Genomic DNA, 17,528 nt, shown 5'->3' on the forward strand with positions numbered 1-17,528 from the left:
ATGTTAAATTGGGATTTAAAGAAAAATGATGATAAGATAGCGCTCCTTTTGTCAGGGGAACTATCTCGCAACACGTTGTTGCCTATGTGGCAGCAACGTGACGTTTTTTTATCAGCTAATGCGCTTGATAAAACGGTTGTTGAATGGGATTTGTCTGGTATTCAAAATATTGATTCAGCTGGTTTTGCAGCTCTTTGTGATTTTTTACGAGAGTGCCAAAAGCTTAACAAAACAGTGTGGTTAGTTTATCCACCAAAACAATTATTAACCCTTGCAGATCTTGTTGGTTTGTCTGATTGGATCGCAAATTTTACAGATCTTAATTAAACGGAAATCTGATGGAACTTCAAGAAATTGAACGAATTTTAAAAGAAGCGCTAAACGTAGAAGAGGTTTACGCTCAAGGTGAAAATGCGCATTTTGGTGTGATTGTAGTGAGTGATGAAATTGCTGCACTTTCTCGCGTAAAACAACAACAAACAATTTATGCTCCGTTAATGGCTTATTTTACTACTGGCGAAATTCACGCGTTAACAATTAAAACTTATACCACTGAAAAGTGGAAACGTGATCGTGCATTAAACCAACTTAATTAAGGATTCAAAAATGGAAAAATTTCGTGTTTATGGGCAATCTCGTTTAAGTGGAACAGTGAATATTTCAGGTGCAAAAAATGCCGCACTTCCAATTCTTTTTGCCGCTATTTTGGCAACAGAACCCGTTAAGCTCACGAATGTTCCTGCGCTTAAAGATATTGAAACCACGTTGAAAATTTTACGTAAATTAGGCGTGGTGGTAGATCGTGATGAAACTGGTGCAGTTTTATTAGATGCATCGAATATTGATCATTTCACTGCCCCTTATGAATTGGTTAAAACCATGCGTGCTTCAATTTGGGCATTGGCGCCTTTGGTTGCTCGTTTTCATCAAGGCCAAGTATCGTTACCTGGTGGTTGCTCTATCGGTGCTCGTCCAGTTGATCTCCATATTAGTGGTTTAGAAAAATTAGGCGCAGACATCGTTCTTGAAGAAGGATATGTAAAAGCACAAGTATTAGATCGTCTTGTCGGAACTCGTATTGTAATGGAAAAAGTGAGCGTAGGTGCAACTTTATCTATTATGATGGCAGCAACGCTTGCGAAAGGAACCACCGTGATTGAAAATGCGGCTCGTGAGCCTGAAATTGTAGATACCGCTGACTTCCTCAATAAAATGGGCGCGAAAATATCTGGTGCAGGTTCTGATCACATTACGATTGAAGGTGTTGAACGTTTAACTGGTTGTGAACATAGTGTCGTGCCAGATCGTATTGAAACGGGGACATTCTTAATTGCCGCAGCAATTTCGGGCGGTTGTGTTGTTTGTCAAAATACTAAGGCTGATACTTTAGATGCAGTGATCGATAAGCTTCGTGAAGCTGGCGCTCAAGTTGATGTTACCGAGAATAGTATCACTTTAGATATGCTTGGAAATCGCCCTAAAGCAGTAAATATTCGTACTGCACCACATCCTGGTTTCCCTACTGATATGCAGGCTCAATTCACCTTATTAAATATGGTAGCAGAGGGCACAAGTATTATTACTGAAACGATTTTTGAAAATCGTTTTATGCATATTCCTGAATTAATTCGCATGGGCGGAAAAGCTGAAATTGAAGGGAATACTGCCGTATGTCATGGTGTTGAACAGTTATCTGGTGCAGAAGTGATGGCGACAGATTTACGCGCATCAATCAGTTTGGTTCTTGCAGGTTGTATCGCAACAGGTGAAACCATAGTAGATCGTATTTATCATATCGATCGTGGTTATGAACGTATCGAAGATAAATTACGTGACCTAGGTGCGAAAATTGAACGTTTTTCTGGAAGTGACGAAGCGTAATTAGGTACGCTACTTTTCTATTAGACATTACAAGTTTATTTATAATCTTAAATTTCTACTAATGCCTTTCTTTAGAAAGGCATTTTTTTACCGAAATTTTATAAGAGTAGATTGATTACATTGTTTAGAAACCAGTTTTTCTACAAGAAAGTACGGTAGATTATTTTCTTGTTTTGATAGTAATTGGTCATATCTCACTTTGTTATAACTAAAATTCATAAACTATAAATAAATAATCTTGTTTTTTCATAAGTTTGGTTTTTATAATCACGCTTAGACAAACACAACACAAGGAAGAAAAAATGAAAAAATTATTTTTTACAACCGCACTTTTAAGTGCTGGTATTGCTTTCTCAACATTTTCTCACGCTGGTGAAATTGCTGACCGCGTTGAAAAAACTAAAACTTTATTAGTGGGAACTGAGGGAACTTATGCTCCATTTACTTTTCATGGTAAAGACGGCAAGTTGACAGGCTTTGATGTAGAAATCATTGAGAAAGTGGCAGAAAAATTAGGTTTGAAAATTGAATTTAAAGAAACCGCTTGGGATGGAATGTATGCAGGTTTGAATGCAAAACGATTTGATGTTATTGCAAACCAAACGAATCCAAGTCCAGAGCGCTTAAAAAAATATGATTATTCTGCGCCCTATAATTATTCTGCTGGCGTTATTGTGACGAAAGAAAATAATAACAGTATTAAAACTTTCTCTGATTTAAAAGGTAAAAAATCAGCTCAATCAGCAACGAGTAACTGGAGCAAAGATGCTCGTGATAATGGCGCGATTATTGTGACAGTGGATAGCCTTGCGCAAAATCTTGAAGCAGTCAAACAAGAACGTGTTGATGCAACAGTGAATGATAAATTAGCTGTGCTTGATTATTTCAAAAAACAACCAAATGCAGGTTTAAAAATTGCCGTTGAGAGCGATAAGAAAATTCCAACAGGTTTTGCATTTTTGAAAGGTGAAGAAGAACTCATTGCAAAAGTGAATAAAGCACTAGATGAATTACGCCAAGACGGTACATTAAAACAACTTTCAATTAAATGGTTTGGTGATGACATTACTCAATAATTTGTTAGCGAGTCTTCCATTTATGAGTGCAGAACGAGCTGATTATGTAATCAGCTCGTTTTGGCCTATGTTGGAAGGCGCAATTTTATATACGATTCCCTTAGCCGTTATTTCCTTTTTTTGTGGCTTATTTATTGCGGTAATTGTTGCCATAATTTGTACGCTTCCTCATCCAAATTTTATGACTAAACTTTTGCAAAGTATTTGTCGCGCTTATATTTCTATTATTCGTGGTACGCCAATGCTTGTGCAGATTTTTATTATTTTCTATGGATTGCCTGAAGTCGGCATTAAACTCGATCCTTTCCCAACTGCAATTATTGCCTTCTCAGTTAATATCGGTGCTTATGCTGCTGAAACTGTGCGTGCATCAATTATTGCGATCCCGAAAGGGCAGTGGGAGGCTTCTTATGCTATAGGAATGAATTATCAACAGGCATTTATTCGAACGATTATGCCACAGGCATTACGCATTTCCGTCCCATCGCTTTCTAACACTTTTATTAGTACGGTGAAAGATACTTCTTTGGCTTCCTTAGTATGGATTGCAGAACTATTTCGTGTCGCACAAAATATTACAGCTGAGAATTATGAGTTTATCTTGATTTATAGTGAGGCTGCATTGATTTATTGGGTTTTCTGCCTTGTGTTATCTATTGGTCAAATGCGTTTAGAAAAACGTCTTTCTCGTCACTTGTAAGGATTGTCTATGTTAAAAGTAAGTAATATTCAGAAAAGCTTTAATGGCAATCATGTGTTAAAAGGCATTGATTTTGAAATTAATAAAGGTGAAGTAGTAGCAATTTTAGGACCTTCTGGTTCTGGAAAAACCACCTTTTTACGTTGTTTAAACTTGCTTGAACGACCAGAGCAAGGCATTTTAGAATTTACTGATGGTAGTCTAAAAATTAATTTTAGCCAGAAAATTAGTAAAGCAGATGAATTGAAGTTGCGCCGACGTTCATCAATGGTATTTCAACAATATAATTTATTTCCTCATCGCTCCGCCCTTGAAAATATCATGGAAGGAATGGTTGTCGTGCAAAAACAAGATAAGGCTCAGGCTAGAGAAAAGGCTCTTAGCTTGTTAGAGAAGGTAGGACTAAAAAATAAAGCGGATTTATTTCCATCCCAACTTTCTGGTGGCCAGCAACAGCGAGTCGGGATTGCCCGAGCCCTTGCGGTTAAACCTGATATTATTTTATTAGATGAACCTACATCGGCGTTAGATCCAGAATTGGTTGGCGAGGTGTTACAAACACTAAAAATGCTCGCTCAAGAAGGCTGGACAATGATTATTGTTACTCATGAAATGCAGTTTGCGAAAGATGTTGCGGATCGTGTAATTTTGATGGCGGATGGGCATATTGTAGAACAAAATACAGCAGATAAATTCTTTTCTTGCCCACAACACGAGCGAACTAAACAGTTCTTGCTACAAGCAAAAATACCACTTGAGCCAGATTATTGTATTTAAAGTGCGGTAAATTTTTAGAGAGTTTTCTGAATAATGGATTATTTAGGATTTGATTGAAATGTGATGAATTTCACAAGTTGAGAATTAAATGTCTCTGAATCTTTACATTATCAACGCACAATGCAAGAATGCTCGCATTCAAATTCAAGTCAACAGGAGTAAATCATGACTTTGGCAGAACGTTTAAAACAAGAATTTGTTTCTGGTTGGAAACCTTTTGAGGTCGTTTGGCTTGCGCTTTTCATCATCGCGCAGATTTGGGCTTATGTACAAGCGCCAGATTCTTGGTTAGCAATGATTTCTGGTATTTCCGGTATTTTGTGTGTGGTATTGGTAAGTAAAGGTAAAATTAGTAATTATTTCTTTGGATTAATTTTTGCTTACACTTATTTTTATGTCGCTTGGGGATCAAATTTCTTAGGCGAAATGAATACCGTACTCTATGTATATTTGCCATCTCAATTTATTGGTTACTTCATGTGGAAAGCCAATATGCAAAATAGTGATGGTGGAGAAAGCGTGATTGCAAAAGCGTTAACTGTTAAAGGATGGATGACATTAATTGTTGTGACTACAGTTGGTACTTTGCTTTTTGTTCAAGCATTACAAGCGGCTGGCGGAAGTTCAACTGGTTTAGATGGTCTAACAACAATTATTACGGTTGCTGCACAGATTTTAATGATTTTGCGTTATCGTGAACAGTGGTTGTTATGGATTGCTTTAAATATCCTTTCTATTTTCTTATGGGCAGAAACACCAGCCATGTACTTAATGTACTCAGCCTACTTACTTAACTCGTTGTATGGTTATTATAACTGGACGAAATTGGTTAAACATAGCTAAACATACTTAAGCAAAATTAGAAACAAAAAGAGTGATAATAATGAAGCTGTTCCTCCAAAATTAGATAGTTTAATCAAGGTCCAGCTCTTGATTAAACTGTCTGATTTTTGGGGATAGATCATTTTTACAAGGCTTTGTTATCAGATCTAAATATTATCTAGCACTACAGAATCATTTTCACTAATTTATCCGCTTTAATTCGTGCAAATTTTTTCAAAAGTTTTTGCACTGGTTCTGGGTATTGATTCAATTCTTCTAATTCAGTGTAATGTTTTAATACTTTTGTATGTTGGCGAATTTGGTTTTGCTCTTTTTCCACTTGGGATAAAAGCTGTTGTTGAGGATCGTAAATTAATAAGCCATTTTCTGCATCCAAACGCCATGCTCGAGGGTTAAGATTATTGCCCGTAAGTAAAATATAGCGGTCATCAACCCACACACCTTTTAAGTGGTAGGTATTATCGCCATCACGCCACAAACGCACCACAAGCTGACCATTTTCAATTTGTGACTCAAATTTTTCACAGAAACGGCGAAGATTACTTTCATAAAGATAAGGTAACGCTCCCGCCATTTTGAATGGTTGTTCTGGTGGAATGTAAAAATCGTTTGCGACTTTATCGCCAACAATAATTTCTACTCGTTTACCATTTTCCAACAACGTTGCTATTTTATGTTGCAATGTGCGTGGGAAATTAAAGTATGGCGTACAAATCACCAATTTTTCTTGTACTTGTAAGAATAAATCTTCAATTACTTGATTTAATTCATTGCCTGATGCCCCTAAGCCAAACAGTGGCGATACGCTTAAAACATTCGGTAATTTCACCGCACTTTTTAATGAATATTCACCATTTTGAGCAAGGTCTTTACGATAAGCGCGAATATTGCCGCGGATCTCTTTGGTGCGAGGGCGGTTGGTGACATCAAGTGGATAAACTGCACTGAAATCTAACAAATAATCATTGATGAAATTCACCATCGAATCAGCTAATTCGGCATGAGTGATTTTTTGATAGCGATCGTAACGATATTTTTCAAATTGATGCAGATAGACATTATTAATGCTTGCACCGCTATAAAGCACTGTATCATCAAATACAAAGCCTTTGACATGCAATACACCAAAAACTTCTCGCGTGTTAATTGGCACGCCAAAGAACATATTCGGATCATCAGGCAACTGATAAATTTGGCGCTGCTCGCAATACCAATCTGCATTGGTGGCTGATTTTTCCGCACCTAATAAATTGCGTTGTGCGCGATGCCAATCTATGAGAATTTTTACATCCAAGTGTGGATTTTCTTGCTTCACGCGATAAATTTCATCGAGAATTTCCTGTCCCGCTTCATCTTTTTGCCAATAAAGTGCGGTGACATAAATACGTTTTTTTGCGTTTCTGATTAATTCAATAATTTGAGTTTTAAATTCAGCCGGGCTACCCAAAAATTCAATTTGCTCAGCTTGCAAAGCAAGGAATGGCAAATTATTTAAATTTTGTTCAGCTCGTTTGGTTTTATTGATTAACATAATCTATCTCGTGATTAAAGACTAGTACGTTAGTTTACAATATTTCACGCGCTTATTAATAGAAAAAAGGCTTTTTTTCGTTATAATGCTCACGAATTTTAGCATTTTTTGCCTAAAAAATATTCATTTTTACTCAGGGAAACCCTATGAACGACAAACGCAAACCGTCTTTTCAATCCGCCGGCAGATCCTTTCAAGAACGCTCAGTAGGTGAAAAATACAGAGAAAAACCAACTCAAAATCGACCGCACTCTAATGATAAATTTAATGGAAATAGAAACGAAAAATCTCGTTTTTCTCGTGATAAACAAGAAGTGAAAGAAACTAAAATTACGCAACTTTCTTTATCTCGTGCGCCATCAAATAAAAATGTAGAACAACCTAAGGTTCAAGTGACGATAAAAAGTACGGGTACGGTTTATAAAACAAAAGAAAAGAAAACGGGTGCGCTTTCTCCTCGTGCTCCTGAAAAAATTAAGAAAAACCGTGCAGAAGAAATGAAGGTTTACGGTGAGAATGCCTGTTTAGCCTTATTTGCTGAACGCCCTGAAAGTATTGTTCGATTGTGGGCAACCGTACAAATGTCACACAAAATTGGCGAGGTATTGAGTTATTTAGCCGAAAACAAGAAGGCTTATCATGTTGTAGATAATGAAGAATTAGCTCGAGTGAGCGGAACGGAACATCATGGTGGCATTTGCTTATTAGTGAAGAAACCGCATGCTTTCACGTTGCAAGGATATTTGGATATTCCTCGTGAAGAGGATTGTTTAGTGCTATTAGACAACGTGAATAATGCGCAAAATATTGGTGGCGTATTGCGTACTTGTGCTTATTTTGGCGTGAAAAATATTGTCGCCGATAAGGTGGAAAATCTGTATTCGGCAGCCTCAATGCGCGTAGCAGAAGGTGGCGCGGAATATATTCGTGTGTTAGAAACGGATTATATTGATTCGGCTTTAATGCAATTGCGTAAGTCAGGCTATCAAATCATACATGTATCGCACAATAAACAAGGCGAGCCGTTGGATAAAGTGCGGTTAAAAAATAAAGTGGTTTTTGTGCTAAGTGAAAGTTCTACGGAAGGTTTAGCCAATCCAGAAGACACACAAGTGCGTTTAACGCTCGCAAGTCCAATTAAATCAGGCTTAAACATTGCAGTGAATACTGGTGTGTTGTTAGCGAAGTGGTATTTTAGGTGAGCTTTTAGTTTGGCATAGGTATATTTATTGCTAACTATGGTAATAGTTTAACCTTTGGTGAAGTGCATATCCCCCTTAAAGTATGGAATTAAAACTAGCCTAGAATATATTTATTCTTGATATAGATCATGCAGTTTTTATATTTCTAATGACTTCATTGATTTCTATTAATAGAGCTGTGTACAATTTGTCTGTTTTTATATAAAAACAGTGCAAATTGTAACAAATATTATTAAATAAGGAATAATCAGTGATATACAGTCCTACAGGCAATAATTTTGCAAAACACAATAAACATCAACCACACTTTAGTGCAAAAATTTCTCTTGTTTCCCTTTCTCTCTTTTCTGCTTTAAGTGCTCCAGCATGGGCAGATAATGTCACTCTCACACAAGAAGAATACAATACATTAATTAATCGAATTACCCAATTAGAACAAAAAATGGGCGAAAATACTAACGGTAGTACAACTGTGGGAAAAAACTCTCAAGCGGTGTTATTTGGTACTGCTGTAGGTATGAATGCACAAGCAACAGGTAAACAATCAACTACTGTGGGAGTGAATTCAGAAGCCAGCGGCAGTAATTCAGCTGCGATAGGCTTAGGCTCCAAAGCCACTAAAACTGACACAATAGCGATGGGGACAAATTCTCAAGCCACTGAAATTAATACAACTGCGTTAGGTGCATACGCGGAGGCAACTAATCAATATGGTATTGCAGTTGGCGCAGATGCTTATTCTGTAGGACAACGTGCAATTGCGATTGGTGTGCATACTAGTGAAAAAGAAATGAAGAAATTCTATGATGACCCAAATAAATTAAGAGAATCTCTGAATTATGATAGTACAATTAAAAGCAATATCACCGATCAAGCGGTCATTTCTGAACTTACTAATGCGACACAGGGTGAAACAAAACTAGCAGAACTTATTAAAGATGACGCCCGACTCAAACAACTTATTCCAGATCAGAAAAAACGTGATGCTTTTATTGCTTATGCAAAAAGTGTCGCGGAGGCTCGTGCAACATTAGATAAGCAAAAAGCGTTATATCCAAATAATCCAGAATTAGCTCGTTTAGGCTTTGCTAATCCATTCGGTGCAACTGGTGGGCAAGCGGTTGCAATTGGTAATGAATCATTAGCCTCTGGTGCATATTCTGTCGCGCTAGGTGCTGAATCAAAAGCAACTAACTATGCAAGCATCGCAACAGGATATAAGGCGAAGGCGACGGGAGAACAAGCATTAGCAAATGGTTTTGCTGCTGAGGCTGGAGGAAATTATAGTCTTGCTATTGGTACCGCAGCTAAGGTTGAAGAAAGTTCTCAAACTGAACGTTCTATAGCTATTGGATATGGTGCTCAGTCAAAAGTTGGATTGTCCATTGCTATTGGTGCTGGAGCTAAAAATGATTCTATTAAACAAGGTTCTCCATTCCACTCAGCAGCTACTGCTATTGGTTATGATTCCTATACTGGAGGTGTAGGTTCTGTTGCATTAGGTAATCTTGCTAAAGCGAATGTGGATCATAAAAACTATGGTATCGCGTTAGGTACGGGATCTATTGCTAATGGTACAAGAGCTGTTTCTATTGGTACTAACGCTGAAACAGGAGGAGAAAATAGTACTGCTGTTGGTGACCGTGCAAAAACTATAGGGATTTACTCAACTGCATTAGGTGCAACATCACTGGCTTGGGGACATTACTCTATTGCTATTGGCACGCAAGTTGATCAGCAGGGGCGTAATACTGCGTATGGTACACGTGGCTTTGGCAGTATGGCTATTGGTTTATATACCTATTCACACGGAATATATAGTATTGCTCAAGGGCAAGAAGCTCGAGCAAATTATAATAGCTCTATTGCATTGGGCTATCAAAGCCAAGCTAATGCCGTAAAATCTATTGCTATGGGGGATAATGCTCAAACAACAGGCGTTAATTCTGTCGCACTTGGTCCAAGTGCTATGGCTACATTTGATTCGACAGTAGCTCTAGGAGATAACTCCTTAGCAAATACAAAAAGCGATGTAATTGGTTTTGATCCATTAGGCTATGCATCTACAGCATATAATGCGACTAAACCAGAGACGCTACTAAAAGATATGAGTACTGTTCTATCAACTGAGAAATTAGAAGCTTATAACAACTTACGAGCAAAGATTATTGAATTAGACGAGAAGATTTTTTCGTATAATGAAATCTTAAAGGTATCGGAATATGACCGTTTATATGGCAAAACTGAAGATATTCGTAATAAGGCTTCTGAAACGACGACAAAGATACGTAAGAATCGTGATGATGCCATTGCAGCTAAAAAATTGGCACTAGCAGAGATTCAAGCCAACTACAATGATGCCAACACTTGGAGAAGTTCAGCCGGTGCAGTATCCGTGGGTAATTCTGATTTAGGCATCACTCGCCAAATCACAAATGTCGCTGCGGGTTCAGAAGATACTGATGCAGTGAATGTGGCACAATTAAAAGCCTTAGCCACTGCTCCAGTGTTATTTTATAACGGTGGAAGTAGTAGTGGTGCCAACTTTAATATTGGCACACAACTCGGTACACCGTTTAATTTAACAAATCTTCGTTTTTCTTTTGGCAATGGCTTAAAAGCATCGCTACAAAAGGATGGAAATAATAATCAGGTTCTATTTATGGAATTAGATAGCGATGCCATTAAAACTAATCCTGATCTGAAAGGGCAAAATGGTAGAGACGGCAGAGATGGTAAAGATGGACAAAATGGTAAAGATGGACAAAACGGTAGAGATGGCAGAGACGGCAGAGACGGCAGAGACGGCAGAGATGGTAATAGCCTTACACCAAATGACATTGTTAATGTTAAAGAAGTCCACACGGGCAATACAGTTATGAATACCAATGGCGTGACTATTAATAAAGGCGGTAAAACAGTTTCAATTACTGAAAACGGCTTAGATAATGGCGGAAATAAAGTAGTAAATGTAGCTGCTGGTGAAATTTCTGCAACATCAAAAGAAGCGGTAAATGGCCAGCAATTATATGAAACTAATCAATCTGTGGCACAAAATACACGTTCAATTAATCAATTAAACAATAGAATGGATGAAGTTGATCGTCGCGGACGTCGAGGAGTTGCTATTGCGGGTGCAATGGGTTTACTACCTCAGCCACATACTTCAGGTAGATCATCTATAAGTACTGCCACCACGCATTATCGTGGAGAACAAGCCTTAGCAGTTGGATATTCTCGTTTGGCAGATAATGGTAAACATATTGTTAAATTCAGTGGAGCATCCAATATGTCAGGTAAGAAAGATGTTATGGTTGGGGCTGCTTATGGTTATGAATGGTAATTAAGCGTTTTTTATCAGTTCAAGGGGAGAATTTTCTCCCCTTTAAAATTTCAAATAAAAGTCTTTAGTCAATTCAATAAACGCTTCAGTGTATTGGTTATCCTCATCATAAATCACTAATTGATCTTGCATTAAAACTTCTGGCTGTTTGGCAAAGGTAAGTAGCATTCTTTGGGGCGTTTTTCCTACTTTAGTAATGACATTCGTCTGTTTGATACAAAAAAGTGTGGTGGATTTTATGAGCGTTTTCCCCGCATCATAAGGCAAAACAAAACTTATTCTCCCATTTTCCGATAAGCGTGTGGCTGCCCATTCTAACCAATTTAAGTGGCTTTGCTTGGTATAACGAGCCAATTCTCTTTCCTCATTTTTGCAGGCAATACCTTGTTCAAAATAAGGTGGATTTGCCACAATTAAATCAAAGGTTTGTTCAGTGGTTTGTAAAAAATGTTGTATATCTGTTTGAATAAGTTGGATACGATTTTTCCACACTGAATTATTGATGTTTTCTTGTGCTTGTTTTGCTGCAATGGGATCCAACTCAACCGCTTGAATTTGGCAGTTTTCTTTTGTTCGTTGCGCCAACATTAAAGCTAACAATCCTGTGCCACTGCCCATATCTAAAATATTTTTACAATATTTTACATCTGCCCAAGCACCTAACAAAATGCCATCAGTGCCGACTTTCATGGCACAAGAATCTTGATTGATATGGAATTGTTTAAAGGTAAATCCGCTCATAAATTTTTCGTAAATTGACCGCACTTTCAGGTATAATCCCCACTAATTTTAACAAAGAACCGCACAATAATGAATTTATCCCAATTTGAACAATTCGATCTTTCTCCTGAACTTTTAAAGGCACTAGAGAAAAAAGGTTATTCCCGCCCAACAGCTATTCAAATGGAAGCCATTCCTGCCGCAATGGAAGAGCGTGATGTATTAGGCTCTGCACCAACGGGAACAGGGAAAACTGCTGCTTTTTTATTACCTGCGCTACAACATTTATTGGATTATCCACGCCGTAAACCGGGCCCACCGCGTATTTTGGTCTTAACGCCAACCCGTGAATTGGCAATGCAAGTGGCAGAACAAGCGGAAGAATTAGCGCAGTTCACCCATTTAAATATTGCGACAATTACAGGTGGTGTGGCGTATCAAAATCACGGTGATGTGTTCAACACTAATCAAGATTTGGTGGTGGCTACGCCAGGTCGTTTATTGCAATACATTAAGGAAGAAAATTTTGATTGCCGTTCAGTTGAAATATTGATTTTTGACGAAGCCGATAGAATGTTACAAATGGGATTTGGGCAAGATGCAGAAAAAATTGCGGCTGAAACCCGTTGGCGGAAACAAACCTTATTGTTTTCTGCAACCTTAGAAGGAGAGCTATTGGTCGATTTCGCGGATCGTTTGTTGAATGATCCTGTGAAAGTAGATGCGGAACCAAGTCGTCGAGAAAGAAAAAAAATCAATCAATGGTATTACCACGCAGACAGTAATGAACACAAAATCAAATTGCTTGCGCGTTTTATTGAAACTGAAGAAGTGACGCGTGGAATAGTGTTTGTTCGCCGTCGTGAAGATGCGCGTGAACTTTCTGAAACATTGCGTAAACGAGGCATTCGTTCCGCGTATTTAGAAGGTGAAATGGCACAAACTCAACGTAACAATGCGATTGATAAGTTGAAATCAGGTATTGTGACGGTATTGGTTGCAACCGATGTAGCTGCGCGTGGTATTGATATTGACGATGTAAGCCATGTTATGAATTTTGATTTACCGTATAGTGCGGATACTTATTTGCATCGAATTGGACGTACAGCACGAGCAGGTAAAAAGGGCACGGCAGTCTCTTTTGTCGAAGCCCATGATTACAAGTTACTTGGTAAAATCAAACGCTATACCGAGGAAATTTTAAAGGCACGCATTTTAGAAGGTTTAGAACCTCGCACTAAGCCGCCAAAAGAGGGGGAAGTGAAATCTGTAAGCAAAAAACAAAAGGCTCGTATTAAAGAAAAACGTGAAGAAAAGAAAAAAACAGAGGCGAAGAAAAAAGTGAAATTACGTCATAAGGATACGAAAAATATCGGAAAACGACGTAAGCCAAGCAACTCAAATACTGAACAATAATTTAATGATAAGAAAGCCTTTCCTAAGATTTTGGAAAGGCTTTTTGTCTATGCTTAATTTGACCTCTTTCTAGGCAAACATTGTTCAAGCAAAAGTGCGGTAAATTTATAATATGATTTTATAGTCTAGTTTTTTCGCCACCAAATTCATCTAATAAATTTTCGGTTAGTTTGGCTAAAATACCGGTCATCAGTACAAAATCTGCATCGAAACGCTGTGCAAAATCTTCTTTCAGAATATCATCATTTTTTTCCCGTACACTATCTGCAAATTTTAAACGTTTGAGGGTGCAATCCTCGTTAAAAATGAAAGTTAAGGTATCTTCCCATTCTAAGGCTAATTTACTTACTACTTTTTTGCCATCTTGCAGAAGGGCGAGAATTTCTTCATTTTCTAAGGGTTGTTTTTTACAACGGATAACGCTGTCTTCCTGACTGCCACGAAGCTCGGCTTCTTCTAATGCAAGTAACCAATGCGGTAAGCTATCTTGAAGGATCCAATTGGTTAAAATCGTGCTGGGTTCATTAGCAAAGGTTAAAGGCACGACAGGAAGCGAACCTAAGGATTTGCGCAGTAATGCGAGCGCATCTTCCGCGCGTTTACTCGATGCGGCATCAACATGAACAAGATTATTTTCCGTATCAATCCACAGTGCCGTATGCTGATTTTTACTAAATGCACGAGGCAATAAATTCATAACAACATCATCTTTTAATGTCTGTTTTTCTACCTTTTTAAGTTTGCGATTTTCTTTTTGTTCAAGACTTTCAATGCGTTCATCTAATTCACGTTTGACTACATTTGCCGGCAAGATTTTTTCTTCTTTTTTGGCGATTAATAGAATTTGTTTTCCAACAGAAAAATAGAGTAAATCAGAACCTCTTAATGGGGCTGACCATCCAAATTTACTTTGATCTTGAGCACCGCAAGGGTGGAATTGACAATCTTCCAGTTGAGTTTGTAGCGGTGCAAGATCCCAATCTAGCGGTTTCGTCAGTCTATAAGTCATTAAATTTTTGAACCACATCGTAACACTTCCTTCAATATAGGGTAGAATGTGCTGCATTATAGCCCATAAAAGTAGGAAAAACGATGCAACACAAATTGATTGCCTTTATTGGCGGCGGCAATATGGCGCAGGCTATTATTCTTGGATTATTGAAACAAGGTTATCCTGCCGAGCAAATTATTGTGAATGATCCGAATGAGGAAAAAAGAGCATTTTTTGCCAATATTGGCGTGGCAACTTCAGAAAATAATGTGGAAAGCGTAATCAAAGCGGAAGTTGTGTTGCTTGCGGTAAAACCTCAAATGATGGCTGATGTTTGTTCGCCACTAAGTGCGGTGGATTTTTCCGATAAATTGTTAATTTCCATTGCTGCGGGTATTTCAACTGAACGTTTGAACGTATTAATTCCAAGTATAAAAGCGATAGTGCGTGTCATGCCAAATACGCCGGCATTGGTGGGGGAAGGCATGGCGGGGTTATTTGCACCGAAAAATACGAGTGAAAATTACCGCACTTTTGCACAAGATTTATTGGGCGCTGTGGGAAGAACGGTTTGGGTGGATGATGAAACTCAAATGCACGCAGTAACCGCCGCGTCAGGAAGTAGTCCAGCCTATTTCTTTTTGATGCTGGAAGCGATGCAGCAAGCCTTAATCAAAATGAATATTGATGAAAAAACTGCGCGTGAATTAGTGCAGCAATCCATGCTTGGTGCAGCAAAAATGGTGGCAGAAAATCCGCAAATTGCACTTTCAACTTTGCGTGAAAATGTTACCTCGAAAGGTGGCACCACTGCGGCAGCGTTAGCGGTATTTGACGCTCAACATTTTAATCAAACAATAGAGCAAGCTATGCAGGCTTGTTTGTCTCGTTCACAAGAAATGGAAACTTTATTCTGATGCAAGTTCGTCCTTTTTATTGGCTCGCACTGAGCTTTCTAGGTTACTACTGCGCTTATGGCGTATTTTTGCCATTTTTCCCCGCATGGTTGAAATCACAACAATATGGTGAAGAAATGATTGGTTTAGTTATCGGGAGTGCTTATATTTTCCGATTTGCGGGCGGATTATTTTTTTCATCGCTAATTAAAAAAGCCAATCATATTATTAGTTCCTTACGTCTATTGGCGTTAGCATCGGCCATTATTATGGCGGCTATGAGTTTAGTTGCACATAATTTTTGGCTGTTATTTATTGCTATCGGTTTATATGCCTCTGTGAATTCAGCGGGAATGCCGATTGGGGATTCGTTGGCATCCACTTGGCAACGCCAAATCGGCTTGGATTATGGCAAAGTGCGTTTAATTGGCTCTTCTGCCTTTATTCTTGGCGTAGTGGTGTTTGGTGGCATGATTGGCTGGGTTGGTGAGCAAAATATCGTGTGGATTTTAACCGCACTTTTATCTTTCTATACCATCATTCAGCTTTTAAAACCAACTATTCCCCCAAAAGATGAAATACCTGAAGGTGGCGCTCCAAATGATGTTGGTTTTATTGCTTTACTGAAAAATCCCATTACATTGCGAGTCATGATAGCAGTAGGGCTCATTCAAGGCTCTCATGCGGCTTATTATGTTTATAGCACGATTTATTGGACAAGTATTGGGATCTCCGTTTCTCAAACGAGCTTACTTTGGGGCATTGGCGTATTAGCGGAAATTGTATTATTTTTCTTTTCTCGTCGCTTATTTCAAAATATTTCTATTAGTATGCTGCTTTATATTTCTGCGCTTGCGTGCATTGGACGCTGGGCTGTAATGGGATATATTGAAGATTTTTGGTTGATATTCTTATTGCAACTTATGCACAGTTTAACTTATGCCGTGTGCCATTATGCGATTGTTCGCTATATCACCACCCAGCCGCAAAGCCATATTGCGAAGTTACAAGGTTTGTATAATGGTTTATCGAATGGGGTGCTCATTGCTATTTTCACTGCGATTGCAGGTATGATTTATCCAACGTCGCCAGCGATGACATTTGTATTTATGAGTATTATTGCGGCGGCAGCATTTTTTGTGATTCCACGCAAGTTAAATGCTTTTTTGATTGTTCAGCATAAATAGGACGCATCGCTTTCCTTGTAGAAAAGTAATATGAAAAATCTAGCGCTCATTGATTTGTTTCTTAACGAATATTGGATTGAAAAAGGGCTTTCAGAAAATACCGTTCAATCTTATCGTTTGGATTTAACCGCACTTTGTGATTGGTTGGATAAAAACGACTTGTCTTTGGAAACCTTAGATGCTGTTGATTTGCAAGGTTTTCTAGGTGAGCGCTTGGAGAAAGGTTACAAAGCCACGAGCACTGCGCGAATGTTAAGTGCGATTCGTAAACTTTTCCAATATTTATATCGGGAAAAATACCGAGTGGATGATCCAAGTGCGGTGCTAAGTTCGCCTAAATTACCCAGTCGCCTACCAAAATATTTAACTGAGCAACAAGTGTCAGATTTGCTCAATACGCCAGATGTGGAAGTGCCTTTGGAGCTGCGTGATAAAGCAATGTTAGAATTGCTTTATGCAACGGGACTTCGTGTAACGGAGTTAGTTTCGCTTACGATTGAAAACATGAGCGTGCAACAAGGCGTGGTGCGAGTGATTGGTAAAGGGAATAAAGAGCGTATTGTGCCAATGGGAGAAGAGGCTGCCTATTGGGTTCATCAATTTATACTTTATGGTCGCCCTGTTCTATTAAATGGTCAGAGTTCTGATGTTGTGTTTCCAAGTCAGCGTGCACAGCAAATGACTCGTCAAACTTTCTGGCATCGTGTAAAACATTATGCCATTCTCGCGGATATTGATGCTGATGCACTTTCCCCTCACGTTCTTCGCCATGCTTTTGCCACCCATTTAGTAAATCACGGTGCGGATTTACGCGTGGTGCAAATGTTGCTAGGGCATACAGATTTATCCACAACACAGATTTATACTCATGTGGCAAAAGAGAGATTGAAACGATTACATGAAAGATTTCATCCTAGAGGATAGATAAGTCTAACAAGGCTTTACATGCTAATTGTGGTTTTCTA

The 17,528-nt window shown here is 38.4% G+C and carries 16 protein-coding genes; 13 read left to right on the plus strand and 3 right to left on the minus strand.

The features are described 5' to 3' along the window. From AAX15_RS03095 to pnuC, 7 genes are all read left to right on the plus strand, one after another. Positions 1-327, plus strand: a complete 327-nt coding sequence (locus AAX15_RS03095) for an STAS domain-containing protein (protein WP_046939094.1) — start codon at positions 1-3, stop codon at positions 325-327. Between the two features lie 11 nt (positions 328-338). Beyond that, positions 339-596 (plus strand): BolA family protein, encoded by a 258-nt coding sequence (locus AAX15_RS03100; protein ID WP_005628347.1) that lies wholly within the window; start codon positions 339-341, stop codon positions 594-596. Positions 597-606: 10 nt separating this feature from the next. Continuing rightward, a complete protein-coding gene (gene murA / locus AAX15_RS03105) occupies positions 607-1,881 on the plus strand; it encodes a UDP-N-acetylglucosamine 1-carboxyvinyltransferase (protein WP_046939095.1) in 1,275 nt (424 codons plus the stop codon). 302 nt (positions 1,882-2,183) lie between these two features. Beyond that, the gene (locus tag AAX15_RS03110) at positions 2,184-2,957 is read left to right on the plus strand and encodes an amino acid ABC transporter substrate-binding protein (RefSeq protein WP_046939096.1); all 774 of its coding nucleotides are present in this window, start codon (positions 2,184-2,186) and stop codon (positions 2,955-2,957) included. Next, positions 2,941-3,657, plus strand: a complete 717-nt coding sequence (locus tag AAX15_RS03115) for an amino acid ABC transporter permease (protein ID WP_046939097.1) — start codon at positions 2,941-2,943, stop codon at positions 3,655-3,657. Before AAX15_RS03110 ends, AAX15_RS03115 begins: the two co-directional genes overlap by 17 nt. A gap of 9 nt (positions 3,658-3,666) precedes the next feature. Next, positions 3,667-4,434 carry an amino acid ABC transporter ATP-binding protein gene (locus tag AAX15_RS03120; RefSeq protein ID WP_046939098.1) on the plus strand — a complete coding sequence of 256 codons (768 nt, stop codon included), beginning with the start codon at positions 3,667-3,669 and terminating at the stop codon, positions 4,432-4,434. Between the two features lie 165 nt (positions 4,435-4,599). Then, positions 4,600-5,277 (plus strand): nicotinamide riboside transporter PnuC, encoded by a 678-nt coding sequence (pnuC, locus tag AAX15_RS03125; RefSeq protein ID WP_046939099.1) that lies wholly within the window; start codon positions 4,600-4,602, stop codon positions 5,275-5,277. Positions 5,278-5,440: 163 nt separating this feature from the next. Here the strand turns inward: pnuC and pssA are convergent, their stop codons facing one another. After that, positions 5,441-6,808 carry a CDP-diacylglycerol--serine O-phosphatidyltransferase gene (pssA, locus tag AAX15_RS03130; protein ID WP_046939100.1) on the minus strand — a complete coding sequence of 456 codons (1,368 nt, stop codon included), beginning with the start codon at positions 6,806-6,808 and terminating at the stop codon, positions 5,441-5,443. A gap of 146 nt (positions 6,809-6,954) precedes the next feature. On the opposite strand from pssA, the gene AAX15_RS03135 reads away from it, so the two are divergent. Further along, entirely contained in the window at positions 6,955-8,010 is a 1,056-nt protein-coding gene (locus AAX15_RS03135; RefSeq protein ID WP_046939101.1) for a tRNA/rRNA methyltransferase, read from the plus strand. Between the two features lie 250 nt (positions 8,011-8,260). After that, positions 8,261-11,353 (plus strand): YadA-like family protein, encoded by a 3,093-nt coding sequence (locus AAX15_RS03140; RefSeq protein WP_046939102.1) that lies wholly within the window; start codon positions 8,261-8,263, stop codon positions 11,351-11,353. A 42-nt stretch (positions 11,354-11,395) separates the two neighbouring features. Here AAX15_RS03140 and AAX15_RS03145 read toward each other — a convergent pair whose 3' ends face one another. Next, positions 11,396-12,094, minus strand: a complete 699-nt coding sequence (locus AAX15_RS03145; protein WP_046939103.1) for a tRNA1(Val) (adenine(37)-N6)-methyltransferase — start codon at positions 12,092-12,094, stop codon at positions 11,396-11,398. Positions 12,095-12,163: 69 nt separating this feature from the next. On the opposite strand from AAX15_RS03145, the gene srmB reads away from it, so the two are divergent. Then, on the plus strand, positions 12,164-13,489 hold the full coding sequence (srmB, locus tag AAX15_RS03150) for an ATP-dependent RNA helicase SrmB (RefSeq protein WP_046939104.1): 1,326 nt from the start codon (positions 12,164-12,166) through the stop codon (positions 13,487-13,489). A gap of 118 nt (positions 13,490-13,607) precedes the next feature. Here srmB and rdgC read toward each other — a convergent pair whose 3' ends face one another. Further along, entirely contained in the window at positions 13,608-14,516 is a 909-nt protein-coding gene (gene rdgC / locus AAX15_RS03155) for a recombination-associated protein RdgC (RefSeq protein WP_046939105.1), read from the minus strand. Positions 14,517-14,581: 65 nt separating this feature from the next. On the opposite strand from rdgC, the gene proC reads away from it, so the two are divergent. The 3 genes from proC to xerD are packed head-to-tail and all read left to right on the plus strand — an operon-like array spanning position 14,582 to position 17,487. Continuing rightward, the gene (proC, locus tag AAX15_RS03160; protein WP_046939106.1) at positions 14,582-15,397 is read left to right on the plus strand and encodes a pyrroline-5-carboxylate reductase; all 816 of its coding nucleotides are present in this window, start codon (positions 14,582-14,584) and stop codon (positions 15,395-15,397) included. After that, complete coding sequence (locus tag AAX15_RS03165) at positions 15,397-16,563, plus strand: 3-phenylpropionate MFS transporter (RefSeq protein WP_046939107.1); 1,167 nt, start codon at positions 15,397-15,399, stop codon at positions 16,561-16,563. The genes proC and AAX15_RS03165 overlap by 1 nt, the downstream gene beginning before the upstream one ends. A 30-nt stretch (positions 16,564-16,593) precedes the next feature. After that, positions 16,594-17,487, plus strand: coding sequence for a site-specific tyrosine recombinase XerD (gene xerD, locus AAX15_RS03170; protein ID WP_046939108.1), 894 nt, complete (start codon positions 16,594-16,596; stop codon positions 17,485-17,487). Positions 17,488-17,528: the final 41 nt, after the last annotated feature.

The sequence above is a fragment of the Haemophilus haemolyticus genome, assembly GCF_001008275.1.
In the GTDB taxonomy this organism is placed as follows: Bacteria; Pseudomonadota; Gammaproteobacteria; order Enterobacterales; family Pasteurellaceae; genus Haemophilus; species Haemophilus haemolyticus_P.